The organism is Pseudomonas sp. GYB4201 (assembly GCF_056312595.1).
Genome location: NZ_JBWGIG010000001.1, coordinates 322,753 through 338,446, shown reverse-complemented (window position 1 = coordinate 338,446; position 15,694 = coordinate 322,753). Strand labels below are relative to the sequence as shown.

General features: G+C 66.0%; 13 protein-coding genes. All 13 read left to right on the top strand.

The features are described 5' to 3' along the window. Positions 1-2: 2 nt before the first annotated feature. The 13 genes from AC0Z2B_RS01505 (at position 3) to AC0Z2B_RS01445 (ending at position 15,490) form a co-directional block, all read left to right on the top strand. Positions 3-854 carry an ABC transporter permease gene (locus AC0Z2B_RS01505; protein ID WP_476294863.1) on the top strand — a complete coding sequence of 284 codons (852 nt, stop codon included), beginning with the start codon at positions 3-5 and terminating at the stop codon, positions 852-854. Continuing rightward, positions 851-1,660, top strand: coding sequence for a quaternary amine ABC transporter ATP-binding protein (locus tag AC0Z2B_RS01500; RefSeq protein ID WP_476294862.1), 810 nt, complete (start codon positions 851-853; stop codon positions 1,658-1,660). Before AC0Z2B_RS01505 ends, AC0Z2B_RS01500 begins: the two co-directional genes overlap by 4 nt. A gap of 12 nt (positions 1,661-1,672) precedes the next feature. Then, complete coding sequence (gene hutH / locus AC0Z2B_RS01495; RefSeq protein ID WP_476294861.1) at positions 1,673-3,208, top strand: histidine ammonia-lyase; 1,536 nt, start codon at positions 1,673-1,675, stop codon at positions 3,206-3,208. After that, positions 3,208-4,422 (top strand): imidazolonepropionase, encoded by a 1,215-nt coding sequence (hutI, locus tag AC0Z2B_RS01490; protein WP_476294860.1) that lies wholly within the window; start codon positions 3,208-3,210, stop codon positions 4,420-4,422. The genes hutH and hutI overlap by 1 nt, the downstream gene beginning before the upstream one ends. Next, the gene (hutG, locus tag AC0Z2B_RS01485) at positions 4,415-5,218 is read left to right on the top strand and encodes an N-formylglutamate deformylase (RefSeq protein ID WP_476294859.1); all 804 of its coding nucleotides are present in this window, start codon (positions 4,415-4,417) and stop codon (positions 5,216-5,218) included. The genes hutI and hutG overlap by 8 nt, the downstream gene beginning before the upstream one ends. 228 nt (positions 5,219-5,446) lie before the next feature. Beyond that, positions 5,447-6,580: a PheS-related mystery ligase SrmL gene (gene srmL / locus AC0Z2B_RS01480; RefSeq protein ID WP_476294858.1), complete on the top strand. Its 1,134-nt coding sequence runs from the start codon at positions 5,447-5,449 to the stop codon at positions 6,578-6,580. Positions 6,581-6,733: 153 nt separating this feature from the next. Next, entirely contained in the window at positions 6,734-7,705 is a 972-nt protein-coding gene (pip, locus tag AC0Z2B_RS01475) for a prolyl aminopeptidase (RefSeq protein WP_473005138.1), read from the top strand. Continuing rightward, positions 7,702-8,139, top strand: a complete 438-nt coding sequence (dtd, locus tag AC0Z2B_RS01470; protein WP_476294857.1) for a D-aminoacyl-tRNA deacylase — start codon at positions 7,702-7,704, stop codon at positions 8,137-8,139. The genes pip and dtd overlap by 4 nt, the downstream gene beginning before the upstream one ends. 266 nt (positions 8,140-8,405) lie before the next feature. After that, complete coding sequence (locus AC0Z2B_RS01465; RefSeq protein ID WP_416422025.1) at positions 8,406-10,139, top strand: glucan biosynthesis protein G; 1,734 nt, start codon at positions 8,406-8,408, stop codon at positions 10,137-10,139. Further along, on the top strand, positions 10,132-12,711 hold the full coding sequence (mdoH, locus tag AC0Z2B_RS01460) for a glucans biosynthesis glucosyltransferase MdoH (RefSeq protein WP_476294856.1): 2,580 nt from the start codon (positions 10,132-10,134) through the stop codon (positions 12,709-12,711). Before AC0Z2B_RS01465 ends, mdoH begins: the two co-directional genes overlap by 8 nt. Positions 12,712-12,933: 222 nt before the next feature. Further along, the gene (locus AC0Z2B_RS01455; RefSeq protein ID WP_416422027.1) at positions 12,934-13,731 is read left to right on the top strand and encodes a transporter substrate-binding domain-containing protein; all 798 of its coding nucleotides are present in this window, start codon (positions 12,934-12,936) and stop codon (positions 13,729-13,731) included. Positions 13,732-13,800: 69 nt separating this feature from the next. Further along, on the top strand, positions 13,801-14,763 hold the full coding sequence (locus AC0Z2B_RS01450; protein WP_416422028.1) for an amino acid ABC transporter permease: 963 nt from the start codon (positions 13,801-13,803) through the stop codon (positions 14,761-14,763). After that, complete coding sequence (locus tag AC0Z2B_RS01445; protein ID WP_416427525.1) at positions 14,756-15,490, top strand: amino acid ABC transporter ATP-binding protein; 735 nt, start codon at positions 14,756-14,758, stop codon at positions 15,488-15,490. The genes AC0Z2B_RS01450 and AC0Z2B_RS01445 overlap by 8 nt, the downstream gene beginning before the upstream one ends. Positions 15,491-15,694: the final 204 nt, after the last annotated feature.

Below are 15,694 nucleotides of genomic sequence, written 5' to 3'. Positions count from 1 at the left end.
CCATGTTCCCCGATACCCTGACCTTCTCCATTGCCGACTGGGTCAACCGTGGCGTCGACGCCCTGGTGACCCGCTACGGCGATCTGTTCCGGCAGGTGTCCGATTCGCTGCTGTGGCTGATCGTGCGCCTGGAAAGCGGCCTGCGCCTGCTGCCCTGGTGGTTGCTGCTGCTGATTGTCGGGGGCATAGCCCTGCACGCCACGCGCCGGCTGGTCAGTGCGCTGGTGATCATGGCGCTGCTGTTTCTGGTGGGGGCCGTGGGGCTGTGGGACAAGCTGCTGCAAACCCTGGCGCTGATGCTGGTGGCCACGCTGATTTCGGTGCTGATCGGCATTCCGCTGGGTGTGCTGGCCGCGCGCAGCAGGCGCCTGCGCGCGGTGCTGATGCCGCTGCTGGACATCATGCAGACGCTGCCCAGCTTCGTGTACCTGATACCGGTGCTGATGCTGTTCGGCCTGGGCAAGGTGCCGGCAATCTTCGCCACGGTGATCTACGCCGTGCCGCCGCTGGTGCGCCTGACCAGCCTGGGCATTCGCCAGGTGGACCGCGAGGTGATGGAGGCGGTCAACGCCTTCGGCGCCAGCCGCTGGCAGCAGTTGTTCGGCGTGCAGTTGCCGCTAGCCATGCCCAGCATCATGGCCGGGGTCAACCAGACCACCATGATGGCGCTGTCGATGGTGGTGATCGCCTCAATGATCGGCGCCCGCGGCCTGGGCGAGGACGTGCTGGTGGGCATCCAGACCCTGAACATCGGCCTGGGCCTGGAAGCCGGGCTGGCCATCGTCATCCTCGCGGTGGTGATCGACCGCATCACCCAGGCCTACGGCCGCCCGCGCCACGAGGTGCGGCCATGATCGAGGTGCGCAACGTGTCCAAGGTGTTCGGGGTGAAACCCGAACGGGCGCTGGCCCTGCGCGCCGAGGGCGCCAGCAAGGAGCAGATACTGGCGGCCACCGGCTGCGTGATCGGCGTCGACGACCTGTCGCTGACCGTGGAGGCGGGCGAGATCTTCGTGATCATGGGCCTGTCGGGCTCGGGCAAGTCGACCCTGGTGCGCCACCTCAATCGGCTGATCGATCCTACCAGCGGGCAGATTCTGGTCGATGGCCAGGACATCCTCGGCTACGACCGCCGCGCCCTGCGCGAATTTCGCCGGCACCAGGTCAGCATGGTGTTTCAAAGCTTCGGCCTGCTGCCCCATCGCACCGTGCTGGAAAACGTTGCCTATGGCCTGAAGGTGCGGGGCGAAAGCCGCCAGCAGTGCGCCGAGCGTGCCGCCCACTGGATAGCCGCGGTGGGCCTGCAGGGGTACGAACACGCCTGGCCGGCGCAATTGTCGGGCGGCATGCGCCAGCGCGTCGGGCTGGCGCGGGCGCTGGCGGCCGACACGTCGATCATCCTCATGGACGAGGCCTTCAGCGCCCTCGACCCGCTGATTCGCGCCGAAATGCAGGACCAGCTGCTGGCGCTGCAGCAAGGCCTGCACAAGACCATCGTGTTCATCACCCACGACCTGGACGAAGCTGTCCGGCTGGGCAACCGCATTGCCATCCTGCGCGACGGCCGCCTGATTCAGGTCGGCGCTGCGCAGGACATTCTTCATCACCCGGCCGACGACTACGTGGATCGTTTTGTCCGCCGCCGGGTGGCCACTTATTAAGGAGCGTTGTAGATGTTGTTGGCCGAAAACGTCGTAATCGCCGATGCACGCTTGCGTTGGCAGGATGTGGTCGCCGTGGCGCGCTTTGGCGCCCGCCTGGAGCTGTCGCCCCAGGCCTGGGCGCGTATCGATAACGCCCAAGCCATCGTCCAGCGCATCGTCGAGAGCGGTGAGCGCGCCTATGGCGTGAACACCGGGCTGGGCGCGCTGTGCAACGTGTCGCTGCAGGACGAGCAGCTCAGCCAGCTGTCGCGCAATACCCTGCTCAGCCACGCCTGCGGGGTGGGCAAGCCGCTCACCGACGAGCAGACCCGGGCGATTATCTGTGCGGCCATCATCAACTTCTGCCAGGGCAAGTCCGGCCTGCACCGCCAGGTGGTGGAAGCGCTGCTGGCGCTGCTCAACCGTGGCATTACCCCGCAGGTGCCGTCCCAGGGCTCGGTGGGCTACCTGACGCACATGGCGCACATCGGCGTGGGCCTGCTGGGCATCGGCCCGGTCAGCTACCGCGGGCAGATCGTCGACGCCGCCCAGGCCTTCGCCGCCGAAGGCCTGCAGCCGGTGATCCTCGGGGCCAAGGACGGCCTGTGCCTGGTCAACGGCACGCCGTGCATGACCGGCCTCAGCTGCCTGGCCCTGGACGACGCCTGGCGGCTGACCGGCTGGGCCGACGTGATCGGCGCCATGAGCTTCGAGGCCCTGCGCGGGCAGATCGACGCCTTCGATCCGGCCATCATCAGCCTCAAGCCGCACCCCGGCATGCAGGTGGTGGCGAAAAACCTGCGCTGGCTGCTGGCCGATAGCGAAGTGATCGCCAGCAGCCGCGGCATCCGCACCCAGGACGCCTTGAGTATCCGTTCAATCCCGCAGGTGCACGGCGCCTCCCGCGACCAGCTGGCGCACGCGGCGCGGCAGATCGAGATCGAGCTCAACTCGGCGACCGACAACCCGCTGCTGCTGGGCACCCCCGAGGACTACCGGGTGATGTCCCAGGCCAACCCCCACGGGCAGTCGGTGGCCATGGCCGCCGACGTGCTGGCGATTACCGTGGCCGAGATCGGCGCCATCGCCGAGCGCCGCCTGGACCGCATGATCAACCCGCTGGTCAGCGGCCTGCCGGCGTTCCTGGTCAGCCAGCCGGGGGTGAACTCGGGGATGATGATCGTGCAGTACGTGGCCGCCTCGCTGTGCGCCGAAAACCGCCAACTGGCGCAGCCGGCGGTTGTGGATAACTACGTGACCTCGGGCCTGCAGGAAGACCACCTGAGCATGGGCACCAACGCCTCGCTCAAGCTGCACCGGGCGCTGGAGAACTGCACGCAGATCCTCGCCATCGAGTACCTGCTGGCCGCCCAGGCCTTCGAATTCCTCAAGGACCAGCGCTTCGGCGCCGGCACCGACACCGCCTGGCGCCTGCTGCGCGAGCGCATCCCGCCCTACGATCAGGACCGCTGGCTGGCGCCGGACATCGCCGCCAGCGCCGCCATTCTCAAGGACCCGGCCCTGCTGGGCCGCACCTTCCCCGAATTGTTCCAGGAGACTCTGTGATGAAAACCCTGTGGCAGCACTGCCATGTGGCGACCATGGCCCACGGCAAATACTCGATCATCGAAGACGCCGCCATCGTTACCAACGACGGCCTCATCGAATGGATCGGCCCGCGCAGCGAGGCGCCGGCAGGGCAGGGCGTGGACCTGGGCGGCGCCTGGGTAACGCCCGGGCTGATCGACTGCCACACCCACACGGTGTTCGGCGGCAACCGCAGCGGTGAGTTCGAACAGCGCCTGCAGGGCGTCAGCTACGCCGAGATTGCCGCGGCCGGCGGCGGCATCGCCAGCACCGTGCGGGCCACCCGCGCCGCCAGCGAGGACGAGCTGTTCGCCAGCGCCCGCAAGCGTCTGGCCAGCCTGCTGCGCGACGGCGTGACCACGGTGGAGATCAAGAGCGGTTACGGCCTGGACCTGGCCAGCGAGCGCAAGATGCTGCGGGTGATCCGCCGCCTCGGCGAGGCGTTGCCGGTGAGCGTGCGCGCCACGTGCCTGGCCGCCCACGCGCTGCCACCCGAATACAAGGACCGCGCCGACGACTACATCGCGCACATCTGCGACGAGATGCTGCCGGCGCTGGCGGCCGAAGGGCTGGTGGACGCCGTGGACGCCTTCTGCGAATACCTGGCGTTCTCGCCGGCGCAGGTGGAAAAGGTCTTCCTCAAGGCCCGCGAGCTGGGCATCCCGGTGAAGCTGCACGCCGAACAACTGTCGTCGCTGCATGGCGCAAGCCTGGCGGCGCGCTACCAGGCGCTGTCGGCCGACCACCTGGAGTTCATCACCGAAGACGACTGCCAGGCCATGGCCGCCGCCGGCACCGTGGCGGTGCTGCTGCCGGGCGCGTTCTACTTCCTGCGCGAGACCCAGCTGCCGCCCATGGACGCCCTGCGCAAGCACGGCGTGGCCATCGCCATCGCCAGCGACCTCAACCCCGGCACCTCGCCGGCGCTGTCGCTGCGGCTGATGCTGAACATGGCCTGCACGCTGTTCCGCATGACCCCCGAGGAAGCCCTGGCCGGTGCCACCCTGCACGCCGCCAAGGCCCTGGGCCTGGGTGCCAGCCACGGCTCGCTGGAAGTGGGCAAGGTCGCCGACTTCGTCGCCTGGGACATCGAGCGCCCGGCCGACCTGGCCTACTGGCTGGGCGGCGAATTGAACAAGCGCGTCGTGCGTCACGGCGTGGAAGTCACTGTTGGAGAATTGCACCGTGGATAACGTCCTGACCTTCAAGCGCGGCCGCGTGCCGCTGCTGATCAGCATGCCCCATGCCGGCCTGCGCCTGACCCCGGCCGTGAAAAACGGCCTGATCGACGAGGCGCAAAGCCTGCCCGACACCGACTGGCACATCCCGCGCCTGTACGATTTTGCCGACGAGCTGGGCGCCAGCGTGGTGGCCGCCGAATACTCGCGCTTCGTCATCGACCTAAACCGGCCTTCGGACAACAAGCCGCTGTATGCGGGAGCTACCACCGGGTTGTACCCGGAGACGCTGTTCGATGGCGTGCCGTTGTTCCATGAACGGCCCTCGGACGCCGAGCGCGCACGTTATCTGCAGGAAATTTGGGTGCCGTACCACCGCGCCATCGAGCAGGAACTGGCGCGCCTGCGCGACGAGTTCGGCTACGCGCTGCTGTGGGACGCGCATTCCATCCGCTCCCAGGTGCCGCACCTGTTCGACGGCCGCCTGCCGGACTTCAACCTGGGCACCTTCAACGGCGCCAGCTGCGACCCGGAACTGGCCCGGCGCCTGGAAGGCGTATGCGCAGGGTTCGACGGCTACAGCCACGTGCTCAACGGGCGCTTCAAGGGCGGCCACATCACCCGCCACTTCGGCGACCCGGCCAACCACATCCATGCCGTGCAGCTGGAGCTGGCGCAGAGCACCTACATGGAAGAGTTCGAGCCGTTCAACTACCGCGAAGATCTGGCGGCGCCGACGCAGGTAGTGCTGAAAGCGTTGCTGGAAACCCTGCTTGAGTGGGGGCGCACCAGCGCACCGCAGCGCTCCTGACGCCGCCTGCGGCAGCTGCTACCGAGGTGGCGTTTATCACGACGCGTTTTCTTCCACGCCCCGTAGCAGCGGCCGCAAGGCCGCGTCCGGCCATTGGCACGCTCCTGTAGGAAGCATCCGTAGTCCAATTCTGAAAATACTCTCCCGGCGCGGTTTCGCATTGAGCCGCGCCGCCACCCCCGGTACGTTGGCCCCCGAATTCATCGCAAATGGAAGTGGGGTACTGGCATGGCCGGCAATCGCTACATCACACCGCAGCAGCTGGAACAGGCCCTGCTCACGCCGGACCTGACCGACCCGTTCGAAGCCCACGCCGTGGGCATGACCGCGGAGCTGGTGCTCAAGCGCCTGGAGCACCGCGGGTGGCCAGCCGCGACGCCCCTGCGCGGGCCCAAGGTGGTGTCGCCCCAGGACAACTACGGGCTGCTGGGCTACAGCCGCGAGGCGCTGATCCTCGACAGCGAACAGGCGCGCTGGGTCGACAGCCAGAAATTGTTGCGCACCCACACCAGCTGCCTACTGCCGGCCGCCCTGCGCGCCGCCGCAGCCAAGCGCTGGCGCGGTGAAACCCTGCTGTTGGCTGCCCCCGGCATCACCTTCCGGCGTGACGTGCGCGACCGCTGGCACTGCGCCGAGCCGCACCAGATGGACGTCTGGGTGCTGGGCGGGCCGCAGCTGTCCAGCCGCCAGCAGTTGTTGCGTCTGGTCGGTGACATCCTCGAAGCCACCACCCCCGGTACGCGGTGGCTGCACCGCGAGCGCCCAAGCGCCTACACCGATCGCGGCGTGGAGATAAACGTGATCAAGGACGACAAGGCCATCGAAGTGATGGCAGGCGGCTGCATCGCCCGTTCCCTGCTCGAGCACCTTGGCGTCGACCCCGTGCGCCACGGCGGCCTGGCCCTGAGCCTGGGCCTGGACCGCCTGGCCATGCTGTGCAAGGGCATCCCCGACATTCGCCTGCTGCGCGACCCCGATCAGCGCGCAGCGGTGCAGATGCATGACCTGCTGCCCTGGCGGCCGCTGCCGCGCTTGCTGGCCATCACCCGGGAACTCTCGGTAGCCATGGCGGCCGGCCATAGCCTGGAGGTGCTTACCGAGCGCATCCTGCAGGCCGCCGGCGCCTACGCCAGCTGGGTCGAGGAGGTCACCCTGCGCGGCCGCTGGCCCATCAGCGAGCTGCCCCAGGCGGCCATCGAGCAACTGGGCCTGGTGCCCGGCCAGGAAAACCTGCTGCTGCGCATCACCCTGCGCGCCGCCACCCAGCCACTGCCGGTGGAGCAGGCCAACGCGCTCTACGACGTGCTGGAAGACGCCCTGCACGAAGGCACCCCAGGCGGTAGCTACCGCCTGGAGCGCTGAACACCCCGCACATCGTTTGCGCCGCGCATGGAGGGGGAATGCCCCTCGACGCCATGGGGGCATGATCTGTAAGCGATTCGGGTTTATGATGCCTGACGGCACTTATGACAGAAGTCCCAGCAGGGATGACCCAACACCCTTACGGAGCGTGCAATGCAGACTTTGTACCCGCAGATCAAACCCTACGCCCGGCACGATCTGGCCGTGCAAGAGCCGCACGTGCTGTATGTAGACGAGAGTGGTTCGCCCGAAGGCCTGCCGGTGCTGTTCATCCATGGCGGCCCCGGTGCCGGCTGCGATGCCCAGAGCCGCTGCTATTTCGACCCGAACCTGTACCGAATTGTCACCTTCGACCAGCGTGGCTGTGGCCGTTCCACCCCCCATGCCAGCCTGGAGAACAACACCACCTGGGACCTGGTGGCCGACATGGAACGCATCCGTGAGCACCTGGGCATCGACAAGTGGGTGCTGTTCGGTGGCTCCTGGGGTTCAACCCTGGCGCTGGCCTACGCGCAAACCCACCCCGAACGCGTGCACGGCCTGATCCTGCGCGGCATCTTCCTGTGCCGCCCCCAGGAGATCCAGTGGTTCTACCAGGAAGGCGCCAGCCGCATGTTCCCCGACTACTGGCAGGACTACGTGGCGCCGATCCCGGCCGACGAGCGCCATGACCTGCTCGGCGCGTTCCACAAGCGCCTGACCGGCAACGACCAGATCGCCCAGATGCACGCCGCCAAGGCCTGGTCCACCTGGGAAGGCCGCACCGCTACCCTGCGCCCCAACCCGCTGGTGGTGGACCGCTTCTCCGAGCCGCAGCGGGCGCTGTCCATCGCCCGCATCGAATGCCACTACTTCATGAACAACGCCTTCATGGAGCCTGACCAGCTGATCCGCGATGTGCCGAAGATCGCCCACCTGCCGGCGGTGATCGTGCATGGCCGCTACGACGTCATCTGCCCGTTGGACAACGCCTGGGCGCTGCACCAGGCCTGGCCCAACAGCGAGCTGCAGGTGATCCGCGACGCCGGCCACGCCGCGTCCGAGCCAGGCATCACCGATGCCCTGGTGCGCGCCTGTGACCAGATGGCCCGGCGTTTGCTGGACCTGCCCCTGGAGGAAGCGTGAAGGGGCTGTTGCAGCGCGTCAGCAGCGCGCGGGTTGAAGTCGAGGGGGAGGTCGTGGGGGCCATCGACCAGGGCCTGATGGTGCTGGTGGCGGTGGAACCTGAAGATACCCGCGCCAGCGCTGACAAACTTCTGCACAAGCTGCTTAACTATCGAGTGTTTGCCGATACACAGGGCAAGATGAACCTGTCGCTCAAGGACGTGGGCGGTGGCCTGCTGCTGGTGTCGCAGTTCACCCTGGCGGCGGACACGCGCAGCGGCATGCGCCCCAGCTTCTCCACCGCGGCGCCGCCAGCACTGGGCGCCGAGCTGTATGAGTACCTGCTGGCGCAGGCGCGGGTGCAGCACGAAGGCGTGGCGTGTGGCCGTTTTGGCGCCGACATGCAGGTGCACCTGGTCAACGATGGCCCGGTTACGTTCCTGTTACAGTCATAAGTGGCGGTAAAACGTTCATTTGCGCGAATTTCGGTGAGTTTGTAGCATAAAAAGTTTACCAACCCTGATGCGTTGTAACGCGGGCTGCTGGATAATCTCGCGCCATGACGATCAGCGTTCGTTGATCCATTTTGTTCCGACCTGAGCCTTGGTCTTTGCCGTCTGGGGAATCATTGCGCCCTTTCGGAGTCGGAACAATGCTCGCCAACCCGGCACATGACCGCTGGCCGTTGGTTCTTTGATTTGTTTTTCGGCGAGGGTTGCTCGTGATTGTTAGTCCCTGTAATGCACCAAGAACCCCAGGCAAGCGCCTACGCACCGCGCTGTTGACGGGGTCTGCACTCCTCTGCCTGCTGAGCGCGGGCCAGATCTGGGCCTTTGGCCTGGATGACGTGGCAGCCAAGGCAAAGGATCTTGCCGGGCAGAAATTCGAGGCACCCAAAAGCAATCTGCCTGCCGAATTCCGGGACATGAAGTTCGCTGACTACCAGAAAATTCGTTTCCTGAACGAGAAAGCCGAGTGGGCGAACGACAAGACCCCCTTCAAGCTCTCGTTCTACCACCAGGGCATGCACTTCGACACCCCGGTGAAAATCAACGAAATCGCCAACGACAAGGTCGAGGAAATCAAGTATGACCCGGCCCGTTTCGATTTCGGTGACCTGAAGTTCGATCCAAAGTCCACCGAGAAACTGGGCTACGCCGGTTTCCGCGTGCTGTACCCGCTGAACAAGGCGGACAAGCAGGACGAAGTCATGACCCTGCTGGGTGCCAGCTACTTCCGCGTCGTCGGCAAGGGCCACACCTACGGCCTGTCGGCTCGTGGCCTGGCCATCGACACCGCGCTGCCGTCGGGCGAGGAGTTCCCGCGCTTCACCGAGTTCTGGGTGGAGAAGCCGAACCCGGCCGACAAGTTCCTGGTGATCTACGCCCTGCTGGACTCGCCACGCTCCACCGGCGCCTACAAGCTGACCCTGCGCCCGGGTGAAGACACCGTCGTCGACGTCAAGTCCAAGGTGTTCCTGCGTGACCACGTCAGCCGCCTGGGCATCGCCCCGCTGACCAGCATGTTCCTGTTTGGCTCCAACCAGCCGTCCAAGGTGCTCAACTACCGTCACGAGCTGCACGACTCCACCGGCCTGTCGATCCATGCCGGCAACGACGAGTGGATCTGGCGCCCGCTGAACAACCCGAAACACCTGGCCGTGAGCAGCTTCACCGTCGAGAACCCGAAAGGTTTCGGCCTGCTGCAGCGTGGTCGTGAATTCGGCCGCTACGAAGACCTCGACGACCGCTACGACAAGCGCCCAAGCGCCTGGGTAGAGCCGAAGGGCGACTGGGGCAAGGGCACCGTCGACCTGGTCGAGATCCCGACTGCCGACGAAACCAACGACAACATCGTTGCCTTCTGGAACCCGGAAAAACTGCCGGAGCCAGGCCAGGCCCTGGACCACGACTACCGTCTGGTCTGGACCTCCAACGAAGACCAGCTGCACTCGCCTGAAACCGCCTGGGTCAAGCAGACCCTGCGTTCCACCGGCGACGTCAAGCAGTCCAACCTGATCCGCCAGCCTGACGGCAGCGTGGCCTTCCTGATCGACTTCACCGGCCCGGTGCTCGCCGCCCTGCCGGAAGACGCCCAGGTGCGCAGCCAGGTGAGCGTTGGCGACAACGCCGACCTGGTCGAGAACAACCTGCGCTACAACCCGGAAACCAAAGGCTGGCGCCTGACGCTGCGTCTGAAGGTCAAGGATCCTAAACAGTCGGTCGAGATGCGCGCCGCACTGGTCAAGGACGCACCACTGCCGCCCGCCAAGCCGGCTGAGCCTGTGAAGGAAGAGAAGCCTGCCGCCAAGCACGCCAAGGCCAACGCCAAGCATGCCAAGGCCGACAAGCCTGCCGAGCAGCCTGCCCCGGCTGCGCCCACCCCCGAGGAGCCGGTCAAGCCCGATCAGGTACTGACCGAAACCTGGAGCTACCAGTTGCCTTCCGATGAGTAATTCACAGACCCGGCCAGAGTCGCTCAGCGAGTACCTGGCCCACCTGCCCCTGAGCGAGGAGCAGCGCGCAGAACTTGCCCGCTGCAACTCGTTCAGCGAGCTGCATGAATACCTCTCCGCGCAGCCGGCGGACGAGTCGCGCGAGGCCGCCCAGGCCTCGGTCGGCCGTCGGTTGACCCTCAACAGCGCCGCTGAACTGGAAGAGGCCGAGATGCTCTCGGTCGACGCCGACGGCCGCGTGAAGCTCAAGGCCACGCCGCCGATCAACCGCACGCGGGTGGTCCCGGAGCCTTGGCGCACCAACGTACTGGTGCGCATGTGGCGCCGGGTTACCGGCCAGAAGAGCGCGCCGGAACCGGTCAGCGACAAGCGCGAGCTGCCCAAGGCGCGCTGGCGCTGGGTGGGCTCCATGCGCCGCTACATCCTGCTGGCGCTGATGCTGGGCCAGACCATCGTCGCCGGTTACTACATGAAAGGCATCCTGCCCTACCAGGGCTGGTCGTTCGTGGACCTGGACGAGGTGCTGCACCAGTCCGTGGCGCAGACCGCGCAGCAAGTGCTGCCGTACGTGCTGCAGACCAGCATCCTGATTCTGTTCGGTATCCTGTTCTGCTGGGTGTCGGCGGGCTTCTGGACCGCCCTGATGGGCTTCCTGGAACTGCTGACCGGGCGCGACAAGTACCGTATTTCCGGCGCCAGCGCCGGCAACGAGCCAATCGAGCCCGGTGCCCGCACCGCGCTGGTGATGCCTATCTGCAACGAAGACGTGCCGCGGGTGTTCGCCGGCCTGCGCGCTACCTTTGAATCGGTAGCCGCCACCGGTGACCTGGACCGTTTCGACTTCTTCGTGCTGTCGGACACCAACGACACCGACATCGCCGTGGCCGAGCAACAGGCCTGGCTGGACGTGTGCCGCGAGGCCAAAGGCTTCGGCAAGATCTTCTACCGCCGCCGTCGCCGCCGCGTGAAGCGCAAGAGCGGCAACCTCGACGACTTCTGCCGTCGTTGGGGCAGCGACTACCGCTACATGGTGGTGCTGGACGCCGACAGCGTCATGAGCGGCGAATGCCTGACCAGCCTGGTGCGCCTGATGGAGGCCACCCCGGACGCCGGTATCATCCAGACCGCGCCCAAGGCGTCGGGCATGGACACCCTGTATGCGCGCATGCAGCAGTTCGCCACCCGCGTGTACGGCCCGCTGTTCACCGCCGGCCTGCACTTCTGGCAGCTGGGCGAGTCGCACTACTGGGGCCACAACGCGATCATTCGCATGAAGCCGTTCATCGAGCACTGCGCGCTGGCGCCGTTGCCGGGCAAGGGCGCCTTCGCCGGCGCCATCCTGTCCCACGACTTCGTCGAAGCCGCGCTGATGCGCCGTGCCGGCTGGGGCGTGTGGATCGCCTACGACCTGCCGGGCAGCTACGAAGAACTGCCGCCCAACCTGCTCGACGAACTCAAGCGCGACCGTCGCTGGTGCCACGGCAACCTGATGAACTTCCGCCTGTTCCTGGTGAAGGGCATGCACCCGGTGCACCGCGCGGTGTTCCTGACGGGCGTGATGTCGTACCTGTCGGCGCCGCTGTGGTTCTTCTTCCTGGTGCTGTCCACCGCGCTGCTGGCGGTGAACACGCTGATGGAGCCGGCATACTTCCTGGAACCGCGGCAGCTGTACCCGCTGTGGCCACAATGGCACCCGGAAAAAGCCGTGGCGCTGTTCTCCACCACCATCGTGCTGCTGTTCCTGCCCAAGCTGCTGAGCATCATCCTGATCTGGGCCAAGGGCGCCAAAGAGTACGGCGGCCGCATCAAGGTCACTATCTCGATGCTGCTGGAGATGCTGTTCTCCATGCTGCTGGCGCCGGTGCGCATGCTGTTCCACACCCGTTTCGTGCTGGCCGCGTTCCTGGGCTGGGCCGCTACCTGGAACTCGCCGCAGCGTGACGACGACTCCACGCCATGGAGCGAAGCCGTGCGCCGCCACGGCCCGCAGACTTTGCTGGGCTTCCTGTGGGCGCTGTTGGTGTGCTGGCTGAACCCAAGCTTCCTGTGGTGGCTGACGCCTATCGTCGGTTCGTTGATGCTGTCGATCCCGGTCTCGGTGATTTCCAGCCGCACCAACCTGGGCCTCAGCGCCCGCGACGAGAAGCTGTTCCTGATTCCCGAGGAATACGACACGCCGCAGGAGCTGATCTCCACCGACCAGTACACCCACGAGAACCGCTGGCACGCGCTGAAGGATGGCTTCATCCGCGCCGTGGTGGACCCGCAGCAGAACGCCCTGGCCTGTGCCCTGGCCACTGCGCGGCACCGTTCGGTGGCGCCGATCGAATCGCTGCGCGAGGAGCGTATTCGCAAGGCGCTCAGCGTCGGCCCGCTGAAGCTGGACGGCAACACCCGCCTGCACCTGCTCAGCGACCCGGTGGCGCTGGCGCGCCTGCATGCACTGGTTTGGAGCGAAGGCAACGATGCCTGGCTCGGCGCCTGGCGCCAGTCGCTGGAAGCGGACCCGCATTCGCCGCTGCTGCCGCTGCAACCGCACTCATCCACGCCGCCAGCCCTGGCCAACGCGTGATTCCAAAGGCCCCGGGCGCACTGCCCGGGGCCGCTGGAAACCTCTGGAAACACTGCCAACGGTCACTTTCTGTCGACCTTTGCGCATTAAATCCCTCTTCAGCACTTGTACTACCAGACGAGTACGTTAGGATCGCACCCCGAAATGGTGCGCCCCCAATGTGCGGCGCCCTGAATTGACACGCGCGAGCACATTGCAACGCGTTAGTTAGGGGACTTGGTGATGAAGAAGTATCTGTCGATGCTGCTGCTGGGCGTCATGGCGCTGGGCGCAGTGGGTTCCGCCCAGGCGGGCGCCATCGATGACGCGGTCAAGCGCGGCACGCTGCGGGTGGGCATGGACCCTACCTACATGCCATTCGAGATGACCGACAAGCGCGGCGAGATCATCGGCTTCGAAGTCGACCTGCTCAAGGCCATGGCCAAGTCCATGGGCGTGAAGCTGGAGCTGGTGTCCACCAGCCTCGACGGCATCATCCCGGCGCTGATGACCGACAAGTTCGACCTGATCGGCAGCGGCCTGACCCTGACCCAGGAACGCAACCTGCGCATCAACTTCAGCGACCCCTTCATCGTCGTCGGCCAGACCCTGCTGATCCGCAAGGAGCTGCAAGGCACCATCAAGTCCTACAAAGACCTGAACGATCCCCAGTACCGCCTGACCTCCAAGGTTGGCACCACCGGCGAGATGGTCTCGCGCAAGCTGATGTCCAAGGCCCAGTACCACGGCTATGACAACGAGCAGGAAGCGGTGATGGACGTGGTCAACGGCAAGGCCGACGCCTTCGTCTACGATTCGCCCTACAACGTGGTGGCCGTCGACAAGGCCGGCAACGGCAAGCTGGTGTACCTGGAGAAGCCGTTCACCTACGAGCCGCTGGCCTTCGGCCTGAAGAAGGGCGACTACGACAGCCTGAACTTCATCAACAACTTCCTGCGCCAGGCCCACGAAGACGGGTCCTACGATCGCATTCACGACAAGTGGTTCAAGAGCACCACGTGGCTCAAGGACATGGAATAACCCCAGTCGTCCTTGTCTGACACCAGCGCGCGGGCTTGCCCGCGCGTTCGCATTTACGGAAAGGCAGTAGTGATCAAACACAAGAAAGCCCAGTGGCCCTGGCACGGGCTGACGGCGCTGGTCCTGGTGGGCCTGGCTGTCACCCTGTTTTACGCGACTTCGCTGATTTCCTACGAGTGGCGCTGGAGCCGCGTGCCGCAGTACTTCGCCTACCAGGCCGAAGACGTTCAGCGCGCCACTGGCAACGGCACGGTCGAGGCCATCGACGCCCAGGGCAGCATGACCCGGGTGACGCTCAAGGACGAGGACGGCGACCAGCAGGTGCTGACCGTGGCCCAGGACAGCGTGAGAGTGTCCCAAGGCGACGATATCTCCGAAGGTGACCCGGTAGGCGTCACCCGTCACTGGGCCGCAGGGCCGCTGGCCTGGGGCCTGTGGGCCACGGTGTGGATCTCGGTGGTGTCGGGGGTGATCGGCCTGTTCATCGGCCTGGTCGCCGGGTTGTGCCGCCTGTCCGGCAACCCCACCCTGCGCGACCTGTCCACGGTGTACGTCGAGTTGGTGCGCGGCACGCCGCTGCTGGTGCAGCTGTTCATCTTCTACTTCTTCATCGGCACCGTGCTCAACCTGTCGCGCGAGTTCGCCGGCGTGGCGGCGCTGGCGCTGTTCACCGGCGCCTACGTGGCCGAGATCGTCCGTGCCGGCGTGCAGTCCATCGCCCGTGGCCAGGGCGAGGCGGCCCGTTCGCTGGGCCTGAGCGCTGGCCAGTCGATGCGCCATGTGATTTTGCCGCAGGCGTTCAAGCGCGTGCTGCCGCCCCTGGCCGGGCAGTTCATCAGCCTGGTCAAGGACACCTCGCTGGTGTCGGTGATCTCCATCACCGAACTGACCAAGGCCGGCCGCGAAGCCATCACCACCTCGTTCTCCACGTTCGAGATCTGGTTCTGCGTGGCGGCCCTGTATTTGCTGATCAACCTGCCGCTGTCGCACTTCGCCAGCCGGCTTGAGCGGAGGCTTGCACAAAGTGATTGAAGTTCGTGATCTGGTGAAAGTCTTCGACACCCGCGGCCATGTGGTGCGCGCGGTGGACCACGTGACCACGCAGGTGGCCAAGGGCGAAGTGCTGGTGGTGGTGGGGCCTTCGGGCTCGGGCAAGTCTACTTTCCTGCGCTGCCTGAACGGCCTGGAACAGTTCGACGCCGGCACCGTGAGCATCGACGGCCTGTCCCTGGCCGACCCGAAAACCGACATCAACGCCTACCGCCGCGAAGTGGGCATGGTGTTCCAGCACTTCAACCTGTTCCCGCACATGACCGTGCTGGAAAACCTGTGCCTGGCGCAGAAGATCGTGCGCAAGCGCAGCAAGAAGGAGCGCGAGGAAAAGGCGCGCATGCTGCTGGACAAGGTGGGCATCGGCCAGAAGGCCAATGAATTCCCGTCGCGCCTGTCGGGCGGCCAGCAACAGCGCGTGGCCATCGCCCGCGCGCTGGCCATGGACCCCAAGGTGATGCTGTTCGACGAGCCCACCTCGGCCCTGGACCCGGAAATGGTCGGCGAAGTGCTGGACGTGATGAAGACCCTGGCGCTGGAAGGCATGACCATGATCTGCGTCACCCACGAAATGGGCTTCGCCCGCGAAGTGGCGCACCGGGTGCTGTTCTTCGATCACGGCAAACTGCTGGAAGACTCGCCCCCCGAGCAATTCTTCGCCAACCCCCGCGACCCCCGCGCCCAGGCGTTCCTGCGCCAGGTGCTGTAAGCATAAGTACGCACCTTCCGTAGCAGCTGCCGCCAGGCGGCGTCAGCAGGCACCCCGGATGCCCCGGACGCAGCCTTCGGCAGCTGCTACGGGGTGCCTATCCCTGGCATCCCACGACCTCAAGTCGGACGTTTCCGAAATTGTAGGACGCCCACCCCGTAGCAGCTGCCGCCAGGCTGCGTCCGCGGCGCACGCGGATTCCCT

Excerpts from the sequence above, each read along its gene's own strand:
- AC0Z2B_RS01505 (WP_476294863.1), top strand. The coding sequence starts at position 3 with ATGTTCCCCGATACCCTGACCTTCTCCATTGCCGACTGGGTCAACCGT.
- AC0Z2B_RS01500 (WP_476294862.1), top strand. The coding sequence starts at position 851 with ATGATCGAGGTGCGCAACGTGTCCAAGGTGTTCGGGGTGAAACCCGAA.
- hutH (WP_476294861.1), top strand. The coding sequence starts at position 1,673 with ATGTTGTTGGCCGAAAACGTCGTAATCGCCGATGCACGCTTGCGTTGG.
- hutI (WP_476294860.1), top strand. The coding sequence starts at position 3,208 with ATGAAAACCCTGTGGCAGCACTGCCATGTGGCGACCATGGCCCACGGC.
- srmL (WP_476294858.1), top strand. The coding sequence starts at position 5,447 with ATGGCCGGCAATCGCTACATCACACCGCAGCAGCTGGAACAGGCCCTG.
- pip (WP_473005138.1), top strand. The coding sequence starts at position 6,734 with ATGCAGACTTTGTACCCGCAGATCAAACCCTACGCCCGGCACGATCTG.
- mdoH (WP_476294856.1), top strand. The coding sequence starts at position 10,132 with ATGAGTAATTCACAGACCCGGCCAGAGTCGCTCAGCGAGTACCTGGCC.
- AC0Z2B_RS01455 (WP_416422027.1), top strand. The coding sequence starts at position 12,934 with ATGAAGAAGTATCTGTCGATGCTGCTGCTGGGCGTCATGGCGCTGGGC.